Annotated in this window: 18 protein-coding genes and 1 tRNA gene; 9 read left to right on the top strand and 10 right to left on the bottom strand. The window is 30.8% G+C overall.

Going from position 1 to position 22,328, the window contains the following annotated elements:
• Positions 1-131 precede the first annotated feature (131 nt).
• A tRNA-Leu gene (locus DG435_RS19475) sits at positions 132-213 on the top strand.
• Between the two features lie 134 nt (positions 214-347).
• On the opposite strand, the gene DG435_RS19470 is transcribed toward DG435_RS19475, so the two are convergent.
• Positions 348-1,184 (bottom strand): tol-pal system YbgF family protein, encoded by an 837-nt coding sequence (locus tag DG435_RS19470; RefSeq protein WP_106794459.1) that lies wholly within the window; start codon positions 1,182-1,184, stop codon positions 348-350.
• Positions 1,174-1,740 (bottom strand): RNA polymerase sigma factor, encoded by a 567-nt coding sequence (locus tag DG435_RS19465; RefSeq protein ID WP_106794460.1) that lies wholly within the window; start codon positions 1,738-1,740, stop codon positions 1,174-1,176. The genes DG435_RS19470 and DG435_RS19465 overlap by 11 nt, the downstream gene beginning before the upstream one ends.
• A 246-nt stretch (positions 1,741-1,986) precedes the next feature.
• Here DG435_RS19465 and DG435_RS19460 point away from each other — a divergent pair, with 246 nt between their 5' ends.
• Both DG435_RS19460 and DG435_RS19455 read left to right on the top strand, forming a co-directional pair.
• Complete coding sequence (locus DG435_RS19460; RefSeq protein ID WP_159025739.1) at positions 1,987-3,198, top strand: S8 family serine peptidase; 1,212 nt, start codon at positions 1,987-1,989, stop codon at positions 3,196-3,198.
• Positions 3,199-3,389: 191 nt separating this feature from the next.
• The gene (locus DG435_RS19455) at positions 3,390-6,113 is read left to right on the top strand and encodes a CHAT domain-containing protein (RefSeq protein WP_159025740.1); all 2,724 of its coding nucleotides are present in this window, start codon (positions 3,390-3,392) and stop codon (positions 6,111-6,113) included.
• A gap of 108 nt (positions 6,114-6,221) precedes the next feature.
• On the opposite strand, the gene DG435_RS19450 is transcribed toward DG435_RS19455, so the two are convergent.
• On the bottom strand, positions 6,222-7,574 hold the full coding sequence (locus DG435_RS19450; protein ID WP_106794463.1) for a T9SS type A sorting domain-containing protein: 1,353 nt from the start codon (positions 7,572-7,574) through the stop codon (positions 6,222-6,224).
• A 401-nt stretch (positions 7,575-7,975) separates the two neighbouring features.
• On the opposite strand from DG435_RS19450, the gene DG435_RS19445 reads away from it, so the two are divergent.
• On the top strand, positions 7,976-8,323 hold the full coding sequence (locus DG435_RS19445; RefSeq protein WP_106794464.1) for a hypothetical protein: 348 nt from the start codon (positions 7,976-7,978) through the stop codon (positions 8,321-8,323).
• A 127-nt stretch (positions 8,324-8,450) separates the two neighbouring features.
• Here the strand turns inward: DG435_RS19445 and DG435_RS19440 are convergent, their stop codons facing one another.
• From DG435_RS19440 to DG435_RS19420, 5 genes are all read right to left on the bottom strand, one after another.
• Positions 8,451-9,254, bottom strand: coding sequence for an SDR family NAD(P)-dependent oxidoreductase (locus DG435_RS19440; protein WP_106794465.1), 804 nt, complete (start codon positions 9,252-9,254; stop codon positions 8,451-8,453).
• 35 nt (positions 9,255-9,289) lie between these two features.
• Entirely contained in the window at positions 9,290-10,228 is a 939-nt protein-coding gene (locus DG435_RS19435; protein WP_106794466.1) for an LLM class oxidoreductase, read from the bottom strand.
• A gap of 70 nt (positions 10,229-10,298) precedes the next feature.
• Positions 10,299-11,144 carry an enoyl-CoA hydratase/isomerase family protein gene (locus tag DG435_RS19430; RefSeq protein WP_106794467.1) on the bottom strand — a complete coding sequence of 282 codons (846 nt, stop codon included), beginning with the start codon at positions 11,142-11,144 and terminating at the stop codon, positions 10,299-10,301.
• Positions 11,145-11,159: 15 nt separating this feature from the next.
• Entirely contained in the window at positions 11,160-11,486 is a 327-nt protein-coding gene (locus DG435_RS19425; RefSeq protein WP_106794468.1) for a nuclear transport factor 2 family protein, read from the bottom strand.
• Positions 11,487-11,600: 114 nt separating this feature from the next.
• Entirely contained in the window at positions 11,601-12,443 is an 843-nt protein-coding gene (locus tag DG435_RS19420) for an AraC family transcriptional regulator (protein WP_106794469.1), read from the bottom strand.
• A gap of 562 nt (positions 12,444-13,005) precedes the next feature.
• On the opposite strand from DG435_RS19420, the gene DG435_RS19415 reads away from it, so the two are divergent.
• From DG435_RS19415 to DG435_RS19395, 5 genes are read left to right on the top strand one after another with little or no spacing between them, the layout of a single operon-like run.
• Positions 13,006-13,911 (top strand): DUF6607 family protein, encoded by a 906-nt coding sequence (locus DG435_RS19415; protein WP_106794470.1) that lies wholly within the window; start codon positions 13,006-13,008, stop codon positions 13,909-13,911.
• A 30-nt stretch (positions 13,912-13,941) separates the two neighbouring features.
• A complete protein-coding gene (locus DG435_RS19410; RefSeq protein ID WP_106794471.1) occupies positions 13,942-16,395 on the top strand; it encodes a TonB-dependent receptor in 2,454 nt (817 codons plus the stop codon).
• A 10-nt stretch (positions 16,396-16,405) separates the two neighbouring features.
• Positions 16,406-17,899 (top strand): ankyrin repeat domain-containing protein, encoded by a 1,494-nt coding sequence (locus DG435_RS19405; RefSeq protein ID WP_106794484.1) that lies wholly within the window; start codon positions 16,406-16,408, stop codon positions 17,897-17,899.
• A gap of 1 nt (position 17,900) precedes the next feature.
• Positions 17,901-18,395, top strand: a complete 495-nt coding sequence (locus DG435_RS19400) for a DUF2271 domain-containing protein (protein WP_106794472.1) — start codon at positions 17,901-17,903, stop codon at positions 18,393-18,395.
• Positions 18,396-18,407: 12 nt separating this feature from the next.
• Entirely contained in the window at positions 18,408-20,609 is a 2,202-nt protein-coding gene (locus tag DG435_RS19395) for a PepSY domain-containing protein (protein WP_106794473.1), read from the top strand.
• Positions 20,610-20,791: 182 nt separating this feature from the next.
• Here DG435_RS19395 and DG435_RS19390 read toward each other — a convergent pair whose 3' ends face one another.
• Complete coding sequence (locus DG435_RS19390; RefSeq protein WP_159025741.1) at positions 20,792-21,247, bottom strand: DUF6438 domain-containing protein; 456 nt, start codon at positions 21,245-21,247, stop codon at positions 20,792-20,794.
• A 63-nt stretch (positions 21,248-21,310) separates the two neighbouring features.
• Positions 21,311-22,303 (bottom strand): hypothetical protein, encoded by a 993-nt coding sequence (locus DG435_RS19385; RefSeq protein WP_106794475.1) that lies wholly within the window; start codon positions 22,301-22,303, stop codon positions 21,311-21,313.
• Positions 22,304-22,328 lie beyond the last annotated feature (25 nt).

The raw sequence follows: 22,328 nt of genomic DNA, 5'->3' as shown, positions 1-22,328 counted from the left end.
TTTCTTAAATTGTTATATATTACTTTTCATATTCTTTAAAAAAAATAATTTAAGTTCTTTGAGATTTATAAGGAATATGTATATTTGCACTCGCTTTTACAGAAAGTCCTAAGTATTGTAAAAGTATTAATGCGGGCGTGGTGGAATTGGTAGACACGCTAGACTTAGGATCTAGTGCCGCGAGGTGTGAGAGTTCGAGTCTCTCCGCCCGCACAGCAAAAAAAAGCTTCTCTTAATCGAGAAGCTTTTTTTGTATATAAAATTTAATACTATTGGGAAGAGAGATGAGAAGTTTCTCTGGAGCAAGATGCTAGTCAAAGAAAGTCTCTATTTTTTTAATTTACTTTCTATAATAACTTTTCCAAAACCTCTTTTGCTTTCTCATAATTATAGTTTTTCTCATCTTTGAGAATTAATGTCAACTGTTCTTTTGCTTTTACAACATCTGATTTCTTAATATATAATAATGCCTTATACCAATATGCTCTGGAATAATCGATCATTCCGCTTTGCTGTAACCTGTCAAAGTACTCTAATGCTTTTTGATAATTTTCTAATTCGAGATGTGAAATCCCAAGATATGAAGAAACATAAGGATTCATTTCTGTATCACCTTCTCTTTTAGTTTGCTCTACAATTGCATTAAATGCAGAAATTGCTTCTTCATATTTTTGATCTTCAAATAATAGCGTTGCTTTTGCCAGTTCCTGATCGGTATCACTTTGAACAATTAAAGAAGGTAATTGATCCCAGTCGCTATAGATCGAGTATAGTTTTTGGAGGTCCTGATTTCCTGTAAATTTCATAATTAAAAAAATCAAGAAAACGGCTGCAATAGTACTTGCATAATAGATCCACTTTCTGTTATTTGTTTTCGGTTTTGCGTACTTTTTATCAAAAAATTGATCTGCAGATTCCTGAATTGTATTTTTCATCGCCATAAATTCAGAACTTCTACGATACGAACTAATTTCTGAAATATCTTCTTTTGGAAATGTTTTGGAGTTCATTAAAGCCCATTCTTCAACATTAATTGATGCTTTAACTGATTTATTAAGTTCAACTTCTTCTTTTAACAGATCATTAGATTCCATCTCTTTTTCAAATAGAAGCTTTTCTTCCTCATTCATTGCCCCTTTCATGTAAGCATCAATCTGATCATAAATTTCTTTATCAAACTTCATAATAACTCTTAATTACTTTAGTAAATCGTTTATCTGATTTAATCATTTCCAGAAGTTTGCTTCTACATTTAAAAATACGTTGTCTGGCTGTATTTACATTGGCATACTCCAATTCTTTTATAATTTCTTCATACGATACGTCATTAAAGAAAAGAGAAAGGATTTCTTTACAATTTTCAGACAGGGCATTAAATTTTTCTCTGTATAATTCCATTTGTTCTTGTTCTAACATGAACATTACAGGATTCATTTCTTTATCTACTAGTGTATGTACTTGTTGATTCATTACCTGTCTTTTTTGTAATTCTAGTTCTCTTCTCCACATATTCTTACTAATTGTAAATAAATATGCTTCAAAACAGTCTATTTTTAGCCTTCTCTGTTGAACTCCTACAATAATATACAATAATGATTCCTGAAAAATATCTTTGGCTTGATCTATTGTTCCTTTATTTTGATTGACGAATCTCAATGTCTTCGGAAAAAATCGTTCATATATTTCGGATATGATCTTATTATCTTGTTCTAACAAGGCATTAATAAATCGTTTACTCATCCCATTGATATTTGATAATATAATATTAAACTTACAAAAACTAAAGAATATACACCCGACCTTATCTTTAATACATTCTATATTATTTATTATCAAATAAATATATATTCATAATGATATGCTAAATAGAGTTCATACAATTTGGGTAATAAATTCTTAATTTACACACTATAGTATGAATACTATTAAAAGCCCAATACTATGAAAAGCGCTAAATCATTTTTAAAACTTATAATACTATGCTTCATGATCACAAGTTGCAAGGATGATAATGGAGCTTTTTTATATGAAGATGCCAGTAAAAATCAAGATGCTATTGGTAACAACAAATCAAATATACATTCTATAAAAATACCTAAACAGTTAAAAAATGAACTCATCGTTGAATTTACTGATACAACGACCGAAGCAGATCAAAATGCTTTAAGACAAAAATATAATGTTATTGATTACAAGGCCTGTAATTGCGATAATAAACGTGTGCAAAAATGGGTATTTGATCAAAATTCTTATACCGAAGGAAGAAAAGATGATATTGCTCAAGAAGGTGGTGTAGAAGGTACCGATTATCAATTTTATTATTATAATGAGAACATAACTCCTAACCTTATTCCCACAGGTCAACCTATAGGGCTAATAAATTCTTCTATCAGACCTGTTAATGATATAAACCCTGTTACCATTGCTATCATAGATACAGGAATTGACTTGAATATGTTACAGAATACACAACCTTTCTTATATAATAATGGATCCCAGGGGTCTTCATGCAATACCAACTACGAGATTTCTGGATGGGATTTTGTAAATCACGATAACAATATGTTTGATGATAATGGTCATGGGACTATTGTAGCTGATATTATTATGAAAAAACTAAAAGATCATAATATAAATGATTACCAAATACTTGCCTTAAAAGCGTTTGATAAAGATGGAGCAGGAACCACATTTGATATTCTTTGTAGTTATTTATATGCTGTTAGCAAACCCGAAGTTTCTGTTATTAATATGAGTTTTGGCTGGTATCAATACCCGAGTGATCTGCTTTCCAAATTTATTAATGTAAACACAAATATCTTACATCTTACTTCTGCTGGTAATAGTGATAATGACAATGATAATTTAGATCATTTTCCATCTTCAATTTATCATAATAATGTATTATCGATAGGAAGTTATCATGAGCATAATAATTATTTAAAAAAATCTAACTTCTCTAATTACGGGATATTTAGTGTAGATTTTTTATCAAAAGGCGAAAAAGTGTCTTTCTATAATCATACTGTAGAAGGAACCTCCTTTGCAGCTCCATTTGTAGCAGCAAAAGCTATGAAATATTACTTACAAGGCTATAGAACACCACAACAGATGGTTGATCAATTAAGAATTAATGCCCATATACTCAATAACGAAAATCCATTATCTGTACGTTTCAAAGACAGAGTAATTAAATAATTTCTCTAAGTCATACGTTTCTATCCATGCATTTCTTTTGGCAGCTTCATTGGTTCTTATAAAATTACCTGAATAGCTTTTCCATTCTATATTAAAAGTTAACTATTTTTAGTTTTTACTTAATAATCTTATTCATGAATAACAACTTATGTTTACGGCCTACATTTTATTTCATTTTTAGCTTTATATGTATGTCATATCATTTCGGAAATGCACAGGCCTCAAAAGTTCTTGTCCTGGAAAGTTATGAAAAAATAGAAAAATCCAACAACTCATATCTATCTAAGGTTAAGGAGATTAATCAATTGCTAGAATTAGAAAAAATGAATATGGATTCTATAACATTAAGTAATATATATCATAGATATGGTAAACTCAATTTTAGGAATAAAGATTATGAACATGCAATTATGCATGGTAAAAAAGCTTTGGAAATCCAAAAAAAATTTACGGATTCTCTCCCCCAATTAATCAATAACATCTATAATAATCTTGCCTATTACTATTGGTATTCTGAAGATAAAATCAATGCTATCAAAACTTTTAAAACTCTTATCAATCAGCCTTTCAAGGATAAATTTACGATTAGAGCATATGCCATAGGCTTAGCCGAACTGTTTATTGAAAGAGGGGATTATTATACATTATTAGATTATTTGCAAGAAGCAGAACATACCATCATTAAACAAAATGACTCATTACTCAATAAGGAACTGTATAGCGTATACTTAAGTTTTTCTAATGTATACTCTAGAACCAATAAAATTGAACATTATTATAAAGCTATTGAATATCTAAAAAAAACTGAAAAAACAATTTCTCATTTATCAGATCAAAAATTAATCAAAACAAAAATCATTATTAACAATAGATATGGTAGCATTTATGATGAACTAAAAGAATATAATAAGGCCATAAATTATTATGACAAGGCCTTATCCCTAAGCCTAAAAAACAAAAATAAAGACTCAATAAATATTGCAAAAATATATAATAACCTGGGATACATTTATATGCGTATCGATAAACCAGAAATTGCATTTAAGTACTATCAAAACTCATTAATCTACAACCCATACCACACTTCGGCATTTGATAACCTGGGAGATTATTACTTATATCATGAAGGCTTCGAGCAAGCATTACTACATTATCAAAAAGCTATAAATTTCAATTGTCATAAATATGATGAATCCGATTTTTATGAACTCCCTCCTATAGAAGTTCTTCAACAATCCGAGAATCAAACAGAATTAGTCAATGATTTAACAGACAAAGCTAAAGCCTGGTTACAATTCTATACTAAAACTAAAAACAAAGAATACTTAGAACATGCCCTAACAACAATATTTAGAGCAGATGAATTAATCGACATTATACGGTCTGCAAGCTATGAACAACAATCTAAATTCTTTTGGCGCAAAAGAGGAGTGGATCTTTATATGTTAGCTACTTCTATTAGCTATCTACTCAATCAACCGGAAAATGCTTTTTATTTTATAGAAAAAAGTAAATCTTTATCATTATTAGAAAACCTAACACATGAAGAAGCTAAGAAATTAGGTGGATTACCGGAAGTATTACAAGAAAAAGAACATGTATTAAAACACGAAATATTACTGGCTAGTCAAAAAATAATTGATGATGTCACTTTTACCAAAAAAGACAGACAATCATTAGTTTTTAAGAAAAAAAGAAATTACGAAGAGTTTCTAAAATCTTTAGAAAAAGAGTATCCAAATTATTATAATTACAAAAAAGAAATTGATTTGGTTTCTTATGAGGAAACGCAACAAAAAGCTATTGAAACTGATACTGTAATAATTCAATATATTCTTTCTGATGAGGAAGGATATGGCATGTATATCGCTTCAGACACCACCCATCTGTTTAAGATTTCTAACATTCAAGTTTTACAAAAAGAAATCCTTGATCTAAGCAATTTCCTACAACAACCCCTATTTTCTGTTAAGGATCAAAATTTATATAAAACACTATCCTTTAGTATTTTTAAAAAATTGTTTCCATTTATGGATACCTTAAAATTGTTTAAGAATAAAAAAATAATCATTATTCCGGATCATACACTTCAATACCTTCCATTTGAAACTTTAATTACGAATGATGATAATGCCAATATAGCAAACAACTACTTTATCAACGATTTCGAAATTAGTTATTTATACTCTATATCTTTATCTAAAAGCATCAACCATACTAATAAATCTCCTACTCAAAATCTTATCGGTTTTGCTCCCATACATTTTGAGAAACACAACCTTGTTGATTTAAAAAAGAGTGGCAAAAAAATGAGAGAAATCCAGCGTTTATTTGGAGGAAATATGTTTACAAAAAAAAATGCATCCAAAAGTAATTTCATAAAAGAATCCAGTAGTTATAAAGCTATCCATCTATCTACACATGCCAATTCTATGAGTAACCAGGATCCATGGATCGCTTTTTATGATGAAAAATTATATCTCAATGAATTATATTTCATTAAAACACAAGCAGAGTTAGTTATTCTGGATGCATGTAAGACTGGCATTGGAGCATTACAACCTGGAGAAGGAACTATGAGTATTACCAGAGGCTTTTTTCATACTGGTGCTAAAAGTGTTGTTTCTTCTCTATGGAACACCAATGAAAAATCTAATAATGAAATTATTCTTAGTTTCTATACCTATTTAAAAAAAGGAATGTCTAAATCATCTGCACTACGCAATGCTAAACTTGACTACCTAAAAACTCATCAAGGATCCGAGCTTTCTCCTTTTTTTTGGGGACCTTTAATAGTACAAGGCAATATAGATTCAATACAATTATCTGCTAATTCACAAACATCTTTGTGGATATACATTGTTCTTTCTGTAGTATTGTTATTGATCATACTATATCTAAGAAGGAAATTTTAATCTCATATCGTTATTTATAGTTCTCTGTTTTATCATAAAGATTCCATTTTGGTAAGTAGAAAAGCCTATCCAAAAAAAGGATAGGCTTTATTGATATTATTTCATGTTCTAAAAGATTATTTTTCGTGTCTTTTGATCAACTCCATTTGATATCTTAACAAAATATAAACCTCTTGAATAACTTGATAAATCAAGTTTTGATTGGTTTGCTTCTAACGTTTTTTCTATAATATATTTTCCGGATATGTCATATACTTGTATTTTTTTAGCTCCCTCTAAGCCTAAAGTATTTACATTAAACACACCAGAACTACTCGGGTTAGGATATATATTCATATCAAATAAATCAGTCTGAGATTTACTCTGCCCTCTTGATAAACTGCTTATACTACCAATAGGGTTGCAGTTGTTGCTATAAGAAACCTGGATCGGACCTTTAGAGATTGGATCAGACCATGGTTTACATCCGCTACGTACTTCTAATGATACGTAGTAACTAGTAACTGCACCTGTACCCGTAGGGTTTCCTGAGCCAAAATTTGGACTAAATTTATTCATTTCAAAACCCTGGGAAATTATCGGAGAAGTAGAAGGGTTTGAGGCTACATATGCAAAAGTCCATTTATATTCTACTCCAGGGATTAAAGGAGTAGCTTCGAATGTATTTGATGTACCCGGACAATAGCTCGATGGAAGATTAATTATAGTATTACTTAAATCATATATAGCTGGTGCAGCGGGAGTAAATACTTGGTGATATGTAGTTCCAAATCCACAGGAAAAATTCTTTGGTGTTACATAAACATTTACAGGACCTCCTGAATATTGTATCGGTATTGAAATAACCGAGAAAGCAGGTGCAGATTTAGTAGATATCCCCGTCTGTAATGGCAAGCCTGGTCCAAAATCAATTTCCCAATGATATTCATCATTTAAAGAAGAATTTGGTGCCGGTGTAAATGTTACTGTATTCTGGGAGCAATAAGATCCCATTGATGTAACTGAAGTAATTGGGATAGTTCTACGAGCTAATCTATGGCGGAAAATCCCCCAATTCCCTGATTTCCTGATATATCCTAATTTAGGTGTATAGCCACAGGTAAAAATAACTCTTACTTTAAACTTAACAGCTTTCAACGAACTATTGACTGTGAAAGTTACATTTGATTGTGAGGCTTGAGAAATATATCCTTGTTGTAAGATATTACCGTTTTTATCATTCAATACGTATTGATATCTATAAAATTGATTTGATGTAGAAGAGGGCCAATCAAATTTAAATGTATTTTGATTTCCCGGACAAGTAATAGTTGACACTGATATACCTGATATAGGTGGTGGATTGCATGCAAACATATCGTCTTCTATCTCTATCTTTATTGGTGAATCGTTGTTTTTACTCATACCCATAAGGGAAATACAAGCAAACAAAAACGTAAAAAGTAGTTTATTGGTTTTCATAGTTAAAAGTTTAATGTGTTTTAAGAATACCTACTCTTTTAAAGGCTTTTCGGTTTCCGCCTCTTTAGTACTTCTATACTAAAGGGGGGAGAAAGAAGATTTCATTACCCTGTTTTTTGAAAAAAAAGTTATTTTATTTCAAACTTAGCAGAAAGGTATATTCTAATAATATAGGTACTGCTTATAAGAGTTAATATTATATAAAATAGAGATTTTAAAAAGCATCTGATTTATTGATTGTAAATCACTCTTTTCAAAGTTATAATGGCTTCTCATTAAACGAAAAAGAAAATTAGAACGTATTTTACATCTCCTTTTAAAGAGTTTTTTATTGGAATTATTAGTGACTTTGTTTATCTTTTGGTGTCTCAATATATATAACAACAAAATCATATTATAAAATGAAAAAGATTCTTTTAATTTTAGCAGTAGTATTAACAGCTAGTTTTACCTCTATAGATAATAATGATATCGTAGAAGCACAGGTAACCTATAGCGGACAATCTGATAAAGCGTATTATTTTACTAATAAGGATACGGGAAAGGTACTCGAATTTACTTTTGTAAGTAAAAAAGCGATCTCTAAGTATGATTTAAGCACAAAAAAACTTACAGGAAAAGAGTTTATAATTACTTATGAAATTGATAACATAGAAATTGTAAGCAAGGATACGCAAGTGAAACAACACAAGAAACGTTTAATTCTTGTCGATATAAAGATGACAGAAAACGAAGTAGTCAATAACTAATAATATCTTAGGTGAGAGAGTTTGAATCTCTCTGTCCGTACAGCAAAAAAGCCTCTCTTAATCGAGAAGCTTTTTTTGTTTACAAAAGTTTTACAAACTCTTGTTTAGAGAACTTAGATTTTAATAATTAAAGTTCATACAACAATTGTTGAGTATGATGAATAAGTTTATTAATTTCTATTTCATTATACGCATCTGGATGTGCTTTCCCAAAAGTACCTTTATCATTGTCAAAATACTTTCCTGAAATACCTTTATATTCTTCTGAAGTTACCAATTCACACAAAATGTTTGCACCTTTATCTGCTGATGACCAAGAATTCCCAAAAGCTTTTTTTACCATTTTGGTATTAAGTAATGAGCCTGGATTTACTGCAATTACAGATATACCCTGTAAGGTTTTAGCCAAATAGAAACTCCACATGGTTAATCCTAATTTACTTTGTGCATAGGTTTCTCCTTCAGATTGTTTTTCTTTTCCTAACAATGTTTTGTATGATACAGAAGATTGTGCTGCCGAGCTTAAATTTATAATACGAGGTTCCAATCCTTTATTCAACAAAGGTATTAACTCATTAGTTACTATATAAGGTGCAAAATAATTTACAACAAATCGCATATCTAAACCATCGGCATTATGAGACACAGAACTATTATAGACTCCAGCGTTATTAATTAGCACATCAATTTGCGGTACTTCTTTCTTAATTTGATTCGCCATTAGTTTGACCGAATTTAGATCCGAAAAATCAGCTACAAATCCTTTTATATTCTCGTTTTTTGTCATGATTTTTATTTCTGAAATAACAATAGAAAGTTTTTCTGAACTTCTTCCATGAATATAAATCGTATGCCCTTTTTTAGCTAATTTTATGGCAGTTAATTTTCCTATGCCATCTGTACTACCCGTTATTAATATCGTTTTTCTCATAGTAATATTTGTTGTTGTTTACCGAAATAAAAATGCTATAACACTTTATTTGACAGGTGCTCAAGTGTATCCTCTATATGCATAGAATTAAAACGTAGATTTAATGCAACATGATTGACACCTATATCTTGTAATTGATTCAAATGTTCAATTAAATAATTTGCTCCAATTTTAAAACCCAGTGAGATCGGTTGAGGTTTAAAATCATCATTTTTCTGTAAATCAATATATAAAGGTTGCATAAATGGTTTGTTATACGCTTGTGTTTCTGTTATAAGTTCTCGCCATTGTGCAATGGTATTTTGTTGTTGATACAAACCTTTAGGGTATGACATCCAACCATCTGTGTTCTCTACACTCCATTCCAATGTTTGCTGGCTATATCCTGTCATTAATAATGGGATTTTATGAGCTGTAGGCTTAGGTAGTATGTCTATCGTTTCTTTTAAATTACCATAATGAATGGTTTCCAAATTAGGGAAATCATTTTGTGCTTTACGAATATAAGCAAATGACTCTCTAAATAATTCTCCTCGTTTCTCATAGTCAATATGCATTGCAGGATATTCATCATACCTATCTCCTGATGCCACTCCCATAATCAATCTTCCATTAGATAATTGATCTATAGTTGCTGCAGATTTTGCTATATGAACTGGGTGATGTAGTGGTAATGCAATACTTGCAACTCCTAATGCAATATCTGTGGTTTTTCCTGCTAGATAACCCAAATAAGTAAAAGGATCAAAAGTTTGCCCTACATCTCCAAAAGAAGGCACATTAAATGGGATATCTCTTAACCAGATGGCTTTAAAGCCTATTTCTTCAACTTTTTGTACTCGTTCTACATGATCTTTCATTGTTGGGGTAGCTCCTTGTGCATAGTTTTCAATAGGAACCACAAGCCCTATACTTAATTGCCCAGGTTTAAAAACATTATTATATCCTTTGTTTATAGATTCAAAATTTTCCATTTTTCATGTTTTACATAAAATGCCCCTAAAAAAGAGGCATTTCTATTTTCTAGTATAATATTTCTACTAACTATTTCACATCCTGAATTCCTATGACAAGATCGTTCCATGCTCTTTGATTATTCATATCAAATTGGGCACCATTATCATCTGCATATTGGAAACGTTTTTGTGCTGGTGTTTTACTCATAGATTGGTACAACCAATAAGCTTCTTCTTTAATAGCATCATCAATTGATAAATCTATAGAGGCATATACGGTACGTTTACAAGCTTCAATTGATTCTGCAGGGAATTTAGAGATTCTATCTGCTAGGTCTTCGACATAACTCCCTATTTTAGATGCATCAAGAGCTCTGTTTATAGTTCCAAAACGTTCTGCTTCATCAGCATCAAAATCTTTTGCCATTAAGATAATTTCTAGTGCTTTTCCTAATCCCACTTGACGTGCCATCCGTGATGAACCTCCTCCGCAAGGTAAAATTCCCATACCTACTTCCATTTGCATAAATTTTGCCTTTCCACGAGCTGCAAATCGCATATCACATGCGAGCATAAATTCATGTCCTCCTCCTCTGGCAAAACCTTCTACTTTTGCAATAGTTGCTTGTGGTAGTTTGCTAATTCTGTTTAGAACATCTTGTATGTACAATGTTTTTACTTCTTCTCTTGGTACTGCAACTGTAGACATGTCTTTTAACATATTTGTGTCTGCATGAGCTACAAATATCTCTGGATGTGCCGATTGAAATACGACTACTTTTATAGAGCGGTCATTTTCTAGCTGTTCTGCCAAATTGTTTAAATCATCAAGCATCGGAACACCTTGTATATTAACCGGTTCGTAATCAAAAGTTACCCAAGCTTGCGCATTTTTTACTGTTACTTTAAAAGTTTTAAATTCTGTAGTATCCATCTTTTTGTTTTTAAATTATTTAATTACTCCTGAACATCTTTGATACTGAATTTTTTCATTTATTATTATATAAATATCAGTTTCGACATTTCTGTTTTTCACAAACCAAATAAGGTTTATAATATTAGAACACATCGATTGTCTAATTGATTTAGCATCAAAATTCTTCAGCCTTGGAAGTATTTTTTTATAAAACTTTAGTATTTCCTTTTTTCCTTTGTAAGTACCTTCTGGAGTAACAAATAAAGCATCGGCAGCATAATTATCTATCACAGCAATCGGGTTTAAAGTTTCTATTGCTTTAAGATGATCATCAAAAACTTGTTGTGGTTTTTTCTTCATTACTAAATTGTTTTAATTTTCTAAAACAAAATTACCACCACAATCAAAATTTGATTGTGTAAAAAACAAAGTGATTTAAGTAAAAAACGAAGTTTAAAGATGTAAGAAAAGAATCTATCTTAGGGATGTTCGAAATGCTCCAATTGTTATTCCTTTGTATGCCAAAAAGATTTTATTCAAATGACTGGCATCAGTAAAACCGAGTTCTGAGGCAATTTCAGAGAAATGCAAATCCGTATATTTTAAGCGTGTTTCAGCCAATTTCAATTTATAATTAAGGATATATTTTTTAATACTTATATCCATTTGTTTCTTAAAATATTGTCCAATATAATTGTCTGCTACATTAAATTTTTCTGCTAGAGTTTTGTTCGTAATCAAATCTGGTTCATAGATATGATGATGGATGTAATTGATGATATCCTGGATTTTAGAATTTTGATGTTTTGAAGATTTGACAGTAGTTATCTGACTTGCATTTCTTGCTATGATACGTAATATTGTCGATAATGTATTTTGAACTATAATGACGTCGAAGAATTCTTTGTCTTGATTTTCTTCATGAAGTATTTTTATTAGTGAGCCTAGATTTTTTTTGTCAGATTTTGATTGAAATTCAAATTCTCCCGACCGGCTTTCGTTGTTCAGAACTGTTTCAATCTTTCTAAACCAATCGTTAACCGGGATTGTTGAATCATTAAAAAAACTTTTTAAAAATTTAATCGCTGTTACTGTAGTGGGTGTATCTACTTGCACTATATATACATCGTCTGGTATAAAAACAAAAAGACTATTAGGATGGTATGAAACATTACTTCCATTAATCTTTATTGTACCACTTCCTTTTATGAAATGTACAACTTCAAAAAAACGAATACTTGTATATTGACAAAACTCGAAAAAAGTCATTTTGTCAAAATGTTGAATTACAATATTTTCGAAAATTGTTCTTGGCATAGTAACAAATATACCTTTTTAGCACCTCTGCCACAAACATACCTCACCACTCTTGTAAACGACAATTTAGTTATGAATTCATCTTATTAAATCTTATTAAAATAAGTAAACGAGAGTATTAATAATTGATGAACTGCACAAGGCTCATATTTCGTACTGTTATTTTTTATCAAAACATTGCTTTTATGTACTGATCCATGTAGATAATCCACAAAAAACTCTCCATATCAAAGGATATGGAGAGTTTACATTAACACTATGGTTATAAAACAAAAAACACGTTTTACTATTTTAATAAAGTATTCTCTAATTTCTGATTTCCCCTTTTAACACTTTCATTGACGATCTTGATAAAAAGAGGTTTATCATAATTACTAGTACATCCTCTATGATGTTATATCTATCATCCTTTTTACGCGAAAATGAAATTTAGGTAAAAAAAATAAAAAATAAAGCAAAAATCTATTTCTATTTAGATTCATTCTTAATAAATTTGCAGCAAATATATAATTATTTTAATTCAATCTAAATAAGGATTAGTAATTTTTTAAAATATTCAAAAATGAAACGATTAACACTTTCATCACTTTTACTTTTAGTTGCAGTATGTACGATAACTGCACAGGATAAAAAAAAGCAAGATAAAAATGCTATAAAAAAAATGTGTGGTTGCTATGAAGTAACCTTCAATTTTGCAGAAACTTTTCAATATAGCAATGATTCTCTTTATAAGCCTTCAAAAACAAAAATTGCCAAAGGGTTAGAATGGGCTCAATTGGTTGAGGAGGATAAAAACAAGATTTCTATTCAGCATCTATTACAAGTAGGTGATCCTTCAAAACCTCATATTGTAAAACATTGGAGACAAGATTGGATATTTCAAAATACCGATTTCTATATGTTCAACGGTAATAATTCCTGGAATTATGAAAGTAAGTCTGAATCTGATGTAAAAGGGCAGTGGACTCAAAAAGTATATCAGGTAGACGATAGTCCTCGTTATGAAGGCTCTGCGACCTGGGTACATGTGGATGGAAAAAGTTTTTGGGAAAACAGAACAGATGCTCCATTACCAAGACGAGAGTATACTAAAAGAAGTGATTACAATGTAACTGTTAGAGGAAACAGACATGAGATTACTAAAAATGGTTGGATACACGATCAAAACAATGATAAAGTAATACGTGAAGCAGGTAAAGCTGATGTTATTTTGGCTAAGGAAAAAGGATACAATACATATGTGAAAGTAGACGATAGTAAATGTAAAGTAGCCGCAAACTGGTGGAAAGAAAACAATCAAAAATGGGCTTTAGTTCGCAATAAATGGGACAAAATTTTTGGAAGAAATGCCAATTTAGTACTAGAAGCCAAAGTTAATAACAAACCACTATATAAGCACCTATTTTCTGACGAATACATAAAAGAACAAGATATTAATAAAGTAATCGAATCTTTCGTAATTCAATAACCACAACCACAACCAATAAATATTACAATCATGTCAGTCTTTAAAAAATTACCCCTATTGCTACTTTTATGTGGCTTGAATTTGATGTATAGTCAAGCCACTATACGAGGTGTTGTAAAAAGCGAATCTGATGAGGCGATTCCTTATGCAAATGTATTCATCAAAGAAACCAGTCTAGGTGCACAAGCACAAGAAGATGGTACTTTTACCATTAACAATGTTCCTTTTGCTACCTACGAGATAGTAGCTAGTGCTGTTGGATATAATGAACTTAGTCAAAAAACAGATGTATCAGGTGATATATCGAGTCTTATTTTTGTATTACAAAATGATACTCAGCTAGAAGAAGTTGAACTCTTTGGCTCTAGAAATAAAAGAGCAGAAAAATTAGAAACACTCACCAGACTACCATTACAGCCCAATGAGCAGTTACAGAGTATATCTGTACTGTCGCATAAACTTATTGATCAACAAAATGCATTAACGCTAAGCGAGGTTACCAAAAATGTTGCTGGTGTTTATACGTTTGCCACATACGGAAATATAAGAGAAAGTATGTCTTTAAGAGGATACAGAGGTATTCCTTTATTAAAAAATGGAGTTAGAATCAATTCAGATTTCAGAGGAGTTGGTGTTATTACCGATATGGCAGGCGTTGATAATATTCAGGTATTAAAAGGGATTTCTGCAATTAGTCAAGGTTTAGGAGGCGATTTGGGTTCTGTAGGAGGAGTCATAAATGTTGTAACCAAAACTCCTAAATTTTATAGCGGAGGTGAAGTAAGCTTAAGACTTGGTAGTTTTGGCAAAGTACGCCCCACATTTGATTTTTATGGTCCTTTAGACAAAAAGGAAACCATTGCTTTTAGAGTAGCAGGTTCTTATGATAGAGCAGATAGTTATAGAGTAAAAGTGAATTCGGAGCGTTTTTATATAAATCCTTCCCTTGCATGGAAACCCAATGAAAAAACCTCTATCGTTCTGGAAATGGACTATATGGATGATAGTACAACTCCAGACCAAGGGACCATTAATTTAGGAGATTATGCAACAAATAACATTTTTAAATTACCAAATGATAAGTTTTTAGGTTTCGAATCTGATAGAAATAATTCTATAAACACTACTTATGCGGTACGTTTTGAGCGAGAAATAAATGATGACCTAAGCATAAAAGCGGGATATTTTGCTTCTGATTTAGAAACGTATGCAGAGACTTCTTATGCTTTTCAAGGAGGTGGAAGAACTGGATTACCAGAGCTACTTAATACACAGAGATATCGAGAGTATTATGCTCAGGGAAGAAGTGATAAAAATAGTGTTTTACAAATAGATTTGGTTGGTAAAGACATTAAAACAGGTTTTTTAACACATACGTTTCAGGTAGGAATAGATTATAGAAATACTACTTTTGACAATACTGCTTATACAGCTAACTACCCAGATAATGATAACGACCCAGATAATGATCCTCCTACATATATAGATATCATTGATGTTACTCAACCTATCAATAATATTTTACCTGATGGGGTTACAGTAACACCAAACCCTGCAAGAGCTACAGGGTCTAAAACAAAGTCATATGGATTTACTGTCCAGGATAAAATTTCTGTTACAAAATGGGCAGATCTCTTTTTAGGATTACGATATACCTCATTAGAAAGAACTAAAGGTAATTTTATAGGAAGAAGTTTGACCGGAGCAAAACGCGATGATGCCTTTAATCCTTTAATAGGATTAAATATTAAACCTACAGAAAATATTATTATTTTTGGCTCCTATGCCAGTAGCTCTAATCCTATGACTTCTTTTTATCGAGATGTTAATGGCAAAGAGTTAGGTACAGAACGTTGGGATCAATTTGAAACAGGTATTAAATCGGTGTGGTTAAATAAAGCTTTACGTTTTAACGTAACCTATTTTTCGACCTATAGTAAAAATTTAAACTTGCAAGCAATTGACCCCGCAGGTAATTTCTTAGGATATTATTTACAGGGAGGAGAAGATACCAGAAGCGGTGTTGAAATAGAATTAATAGGTAGAGTATTGCCTAATTTAGAAATAATAGGAGGTTATTCTTATTTAGATGCCAAATATAAAAATCATGTATCTTATTATTTTAATTCTAGCCCTTTAAATACACCTAGGCATACAGCAAATTTTTGGGTACGTTATAACTTCAAAAAATATGTAAAAGGGCTGTCTTTAGGTGCAGGAGCTTATTATTTAGGAGAACGCCCTCATAATGTATGGTCCAGGAATTACACACATACCGGAGTAGTTCCTGGGGTTAGGCCATTTGATTTAAAAGCATATACTACGGTAAACGTACAAGCATCATACAAATTTAATAGTAGATTAAGTTTAGATGTTTTCGGAAATAATGTTTTTAATGAAATTGGATATAATGCATATCGTACAGTATATCTTAACAGGATTCAACCTGCTAGTTTTGGAACGGTATTGCGATATAAATTTTAAATTAAAAAAAATGAAAACAATAAAATTATTAGCCGCATTTATTTTATTTGTAAATGTTTTACAGGCTCAGACAAAAAATGTTTTTTTAGAAAGAGAATTCTGGGAAACTAACCCTTCAATAGAAGTTATAGATCAGAAAATAACAGAAGGTAATGATGCAACGGCATTAAATAAAAATGGATTCGATGCTGTAGTATATGCTATTTTGGAAAATGCAGATAATGCAATAATAAAACACTTACTTTCTAAAAAAGGGAATGATGTTAATAAGTTAACCCATGATAAAAGAACCTATGTATTTTGGGCAGCTTATAAAAATAATGTGGAGTTAATGAAACATCTTATAGCTCAAAAAGCAAGGATGGATTTAAAAGATTCTCATTACTTTTCGGTATTAACTTTTGCAGCAGCGGCTGGCCAAACAAATACAGAAATTTATGATTTGTGCATTAAAAACGGGATTGATGTACAAACTGACAAAGATGAACACGGAGCAAATGCTTTACTGTTAGTAACTCCTTCCCTAAAAGATTTTACTCTTATCGATTATTTTACTTCAAAAGGTTTAGACATTCATGACAATGATGATGATGGAAATGGAGTTTTTAATTACACTGCACGTACCGGAAATATAAAAATGCTAGACCAATTAATCAAAAAAGGTGTTTCTTATAAAGAACTTAATGATAAAGGTGACAATGCAATGATTTTTGCCAGTAGAGGTACCAGAAGAGGTTATAATTCTTTGGAATTCTTTCAATACTTAGAAAACTTAGGTATTGAACCAAATATTACAAACAAAAATGGAGTAACTCCACTACACAATCTAGCGTATAGAAATAACGATTTTAAAGTCTTAAATTATTTTTTAAATAAAGGGGTTAATACTAATCAAAAAGATGATAAAGGTAATACTCCATTATTAAATGCATCCCATAGTAATACATTAGAGGTTATAAAATTATTTGCAAAAAACACAAATGATATAAATATCACTAATAAAGAAGGGCATTCTGCATTAACCAATGCGATAAAAAATAACACAATAGATGTGGTTGATTTTTTAATTAACCAAAAAGCCGATGTAAATGTAATCGATTCTAAAGGGAATGATCTAGGATACTACACACTAAAATCGTATAATCCAAATAAGGTAGATCAATTCAAAAAGAAAATAGACGCCTTGACTAAAAAAGGACTTGATATTGCCAAGCCTCAAAAAAATGGAAATACATTGTATCACTTGGCAATAGAGAAAAACGATCTAGAGTTATTAAAAATGATTCCTGATTATAATATCGATATCAATGCTAAGAATAAAGAAGGAATTACAGTCTTACATAAAGCAGCGATGACCGCCAAGAATAATAAAATCTTAGCATATTTATTATCTATAGGAGCTGATAAGGCCATTAAAACTGATTTTGAAGAATCTGTATTTGATCTGGCAAGTGAAAATGAAGTATTAAAGACAAACAACGTAGATATAAATTTTTTAAAATAGAATGAAAAAAATAGTAACATTTAAAGTGTTTCCAATAATAGCACTTGCAATTTTTACTGTATTTGGGTTTAAAAGTACTACAGAAAGTAATACCTATAAATGTATGATACAAATGACAAATTATACAGGAGAAGGTGCATATATAGTTATTTCTTTACTAGACTCAAACGGGAACTACGAAAAAACACTTTTTGTACAAGGTGATGATGAAGAATGGTATCATGATATTACGGATTGGTGGAAATTTTATGGAAAAAAACGTCAAGATATTGACGCTATTACTGGAGCAACCGTAAGTGGCGGTGGGCGATCTATCAATATTATTGAAATTGAAAGTAATAAGATTGACTCTGGTTATAAAATACGTTTTGAAACCGCCGTAGAAGATCAAGAGTATTATAAAGATGATGTAGAATTTGAGTTAACATCTGAGACCATAAAAAGTAAAGTTGAAGGAAAAGGGTTTATACGATATATTCGTATGATGCCACAATAACAATAAAATTAAATGACGATTTCAATTTGGAGATATAGCCACCTCGCTTTGGCTATATCTTCATTTGCTTTTATACTTATAGCCTCCTTAACAGGGATTGTTTTAGCATTCGAACCTATATCGAATCAGCTAGAGCCTTATGCTACATACAACGTAAAAAACATAACTCTTGCGCAAACGATAACAGTACTACAAAAAAATTATGATGAAATAATTGAAATTGAAATCGATAATAATGATTTTGTATCAACCTCGGTAATTACCAAAGAAGGAAAAAACAAAACTTTTTATGTCGATCCTCTAACTGGTAAAAAGGTAGGTGATATTATTGAAAAAGCTCCCGTTTTTAAGTTTGCTACCAACCTACATCGTTCTTTATTTCTAAAAAGTACTGGTCGTTTTTTTGTAGGGTTAGTTTCTTTCATATTATTTTTAATTGCAACTACCGGGGTCCTTTTAATTATTAAAAGACAACAAGGTATACGCCGTTTTTTTTCTAAAGTTATAAAAGAGAATTTTGAGCAATATTATCACATACAAATAGGTAGGTTAACATTGATTCCTATTATCATAATAGCTCTAACAGGTGTGTATTTGTCATTAGAAAAATTTTCACTATTACCATCCAATATAATCAAACATCAAATTGATTTTGAGAATATAAAAGAAATTCCCAAACAGCAAATCAAAGATTTTAAAGTTTTTAATCAAATACAACTTAAAAATATCAGAAAAGTAGAGTTCCCTTTTTCTAATGATCGAGAAGATTATTTTCATATAAAACTATCTGATAAGGAATTGAATATTAATCAATTTACAGGCGAAATATTAAGTGAAATAAAGTACCCTTTTAATACATTAGTATCACATTGGAGTTTGGTATTACATACTGGGCAAGGAAGTATCTTATGGTCTATTGTCTTACTTATTTCCAGCTGTTCTATTTTGTTCTTTATGTATTCAGGTTTTTTAATGACTTTCAAACGGAGAAAGAAAAGTCTAGTCCTAAAAAATGTTTATCATAAAGACAAATCCGAATACATTATTTTGGTTGGCTCAGAAACCGGAAATACGTTTGATTATGCAAGACTCTTCTATGATGCTTTGATTGATTTGGGAAAAACGGTCTTTATTTCAGAATTAAACAAATATTCATCCTATAAAAAAGCAGAGCATTTAATCATATTTACAGCAACTTATGGTAAAGGAGAACCTCCTACAAATGCAAAAAGTTTTGAGCAATCTTTTAAAAAAATCAATCAAAAAAAAGAAGTTTGTTTTTCTGTTGTGGGTTTTGGTTCTTTAGCATATCCAGATTTTTGTGAATATGCAATAGATATTGATAAAATGTTACGTTCACATTCAAAGTTTAAACCAATTCTAGAACTGCATAAAATTAACAATCAATCATTCGAAGTCTTTAAGGATTGGTCATTACAATGGAGTAAAAATGTTGGTTTATCAATACCTTTAAAACAGCCACAGAAGACAATAAAAGCTAAAAAAAGCAAACTGTTTTCGGTTATTTATAAATCCTCATTAAACGTTGACAACACATTTTTACTGCGTTTACATCCAAAAGAAAAAATACGATTTCAATCAGGAGACTTGTTATCCTTTTACCCAGAAAAAGATGCTGTAGAACGTTTGTATTCTATTGGTAAAATTGATGACGATATTATTTTGAGTATTAAAAAGCATGAATTCGGAATATGTTCGACCTATTTTAGTAAGCTTAGCCAAAACGATAGTATTAAGGCATCAATAAAACGAAATCCTCATTTTAATTTTCCAACTCATGCAAAAGAAGTTGTTATGATTGCAAACGGAACAGGAATAGCTCCTTTTTTAGGAATGATTAGTGAAAATCATAAGAAAACAAAAACACATCTATTTTGGGGAGGAAGAAATAAACAATCTAATGAATTGTATAATGAAACAATTCAAGACAGTTTAAAAAACAATAATTTAACTACTTTTTATCCTGCATATTCAAGAGCTCAACCAGAAAAAATATATGTACAACATGTACTCAAAAAAAATAGTAACCTAATTACAAAAATATTAGACAAAAACGGAGTTGTACTAATTTGTGGATCTGTTATTATGCAAAAAGAAGTTATCAATATGTTAGATGAAATATGTAGAGAAGTCAATAATAAACCAATACGTTATTATCAAAACAAAGGACAACTTAAAATGGACTGTTACTAACTTTTAAAGCTCTTATCATATTCTAATCAAACAAAAAAAACCTGACAAGTTAAACTCATCAGGTTTATAAATAGACACTAAATTAAGGGCAACCTTTACAAATCAAATCATTACTACTTATTATTAATCCCCTTAATTACTTCTATTTTTAAAGACATTTAGTTCAAGGCCTACCCAAAAAACTATCCCTCTTTATGTTCATCACCTTCGTAACCCAGTGTGATACTATCTATTGCTTTTTTTAATTTATTATCAATTTCTTTTAGGGTACCATGAATTTTGGAAGAATAATATTTATATTCTTTACCATTAAAACGCAATGTAGTAATTGGCCAATCTCTCACTTTTTTAAAAGCCAAATCTTCGTTTAAACCTTTATTCAATATTGTTTTTAACGCTCTAAATTCCTCTTCTTTTAATTTTGTTTTTATATTTCCTTTTGCAGAAACATGTTGTATTCCCGAATAAAAAACCGAACCGTCCTCATATATCCACACATCATACACCGGGCATTTTCCCATACAAGATCCTTTTGAATAATATACCAGAGCTTCATCTTTTGAAGTATCTGTAGCAGTGTTCTTGGTAGATTGGCAAGAAAAATTTACCATTATCAATACTATCATTACATATTTCATACGCTATCTTTTTTAAGTACTAGTGATTTGGGTAATCAGACCATTAATACCATTTTTATCATTTTAATGCTTGTGAATACTACAGTGTGTTTTATTCTTATTACCGAAAGTATTTGCATTTTTCCATGATCCAGGAAGAGGCAGGAAGCTTCTACTGCTTTTTGCGATATTTCCTCGTATATAATTTCGCAGTTTTATCATTTCGGCATTATCATACATCATCTGGATCTTTTTTTCTGCTCTACTGTTTCCATTTACTCCTCCGGCTCTGGTCACAAACGTAGCAAAAACCTCTGCGATATCTTCTCCAGGATTCGTAGAAGCATACTGAGTTACATAACGCTCTTTATATTTGTCATAAAATTTTTGTGCATCACTCTGATTATTCACCTTTCGAAATTCTTCCCAGATATCAGCCCAATGACTTTGATATAGTTTATTGATATTAGAATTATCCCGGGAACACCCTTCTCCGGTAAAGAAGTTTTTGCAGTCGCCTTGAGATACAGAAGAATCGACCTGCACTTTATCCAAAGTAATGATATGCCCAAATTCGTGCACTATAGTATATGCCAGTTCTCCTCTTGCATTAAACCCTCCTTCATATGCAAAATCTATCGCAATACCCATCTGCCATTTTGAGAGATCTTGCGTTCTTTGTACTACATATCCAGCGGTTCCATCATTTTCACCAGCAAAAATTACAAACTCACTCATTCTTGATCTATAATCCGTCGGAACAATCTTTTTTACTAAGTCCCATATTTCCTCATGCTTTTTAGTATCCTTTTGAAACTCTAATAGTTTTCCGGTTACTTTATAATCCTTTTCTTTTACTATTTTATCACCTTCAACTTTATAAAGAGTTATACTCCCGCCATCACCTTCAGTTCCACTATCAGTCCCCGTATTTCCTCCTGTATTACCTTCGGTATTTGTATCCGAATTCGGCTGTGGACCTGCTGCATCATCATCTTTACTGCAGGATTGGATAGAAATTGTTATAATACTCAGAAAAATGATCAGTATATAATTCCATTTTTTCACGTTTTTCATAGTTTATTTCGGGTTAAAAATTAAA

The organism is Aquimarina sp. Aq78 (genome assembly GCF_900299525.1).
GTDB lineage: Bacteria > Bacteroidota > Bacteroidia > Flavobacteriales > Flavobacteriaceae > Aquimarina.
This window is presented reverse-complemented; position numbering and strand designations above follow the sequence as displayed.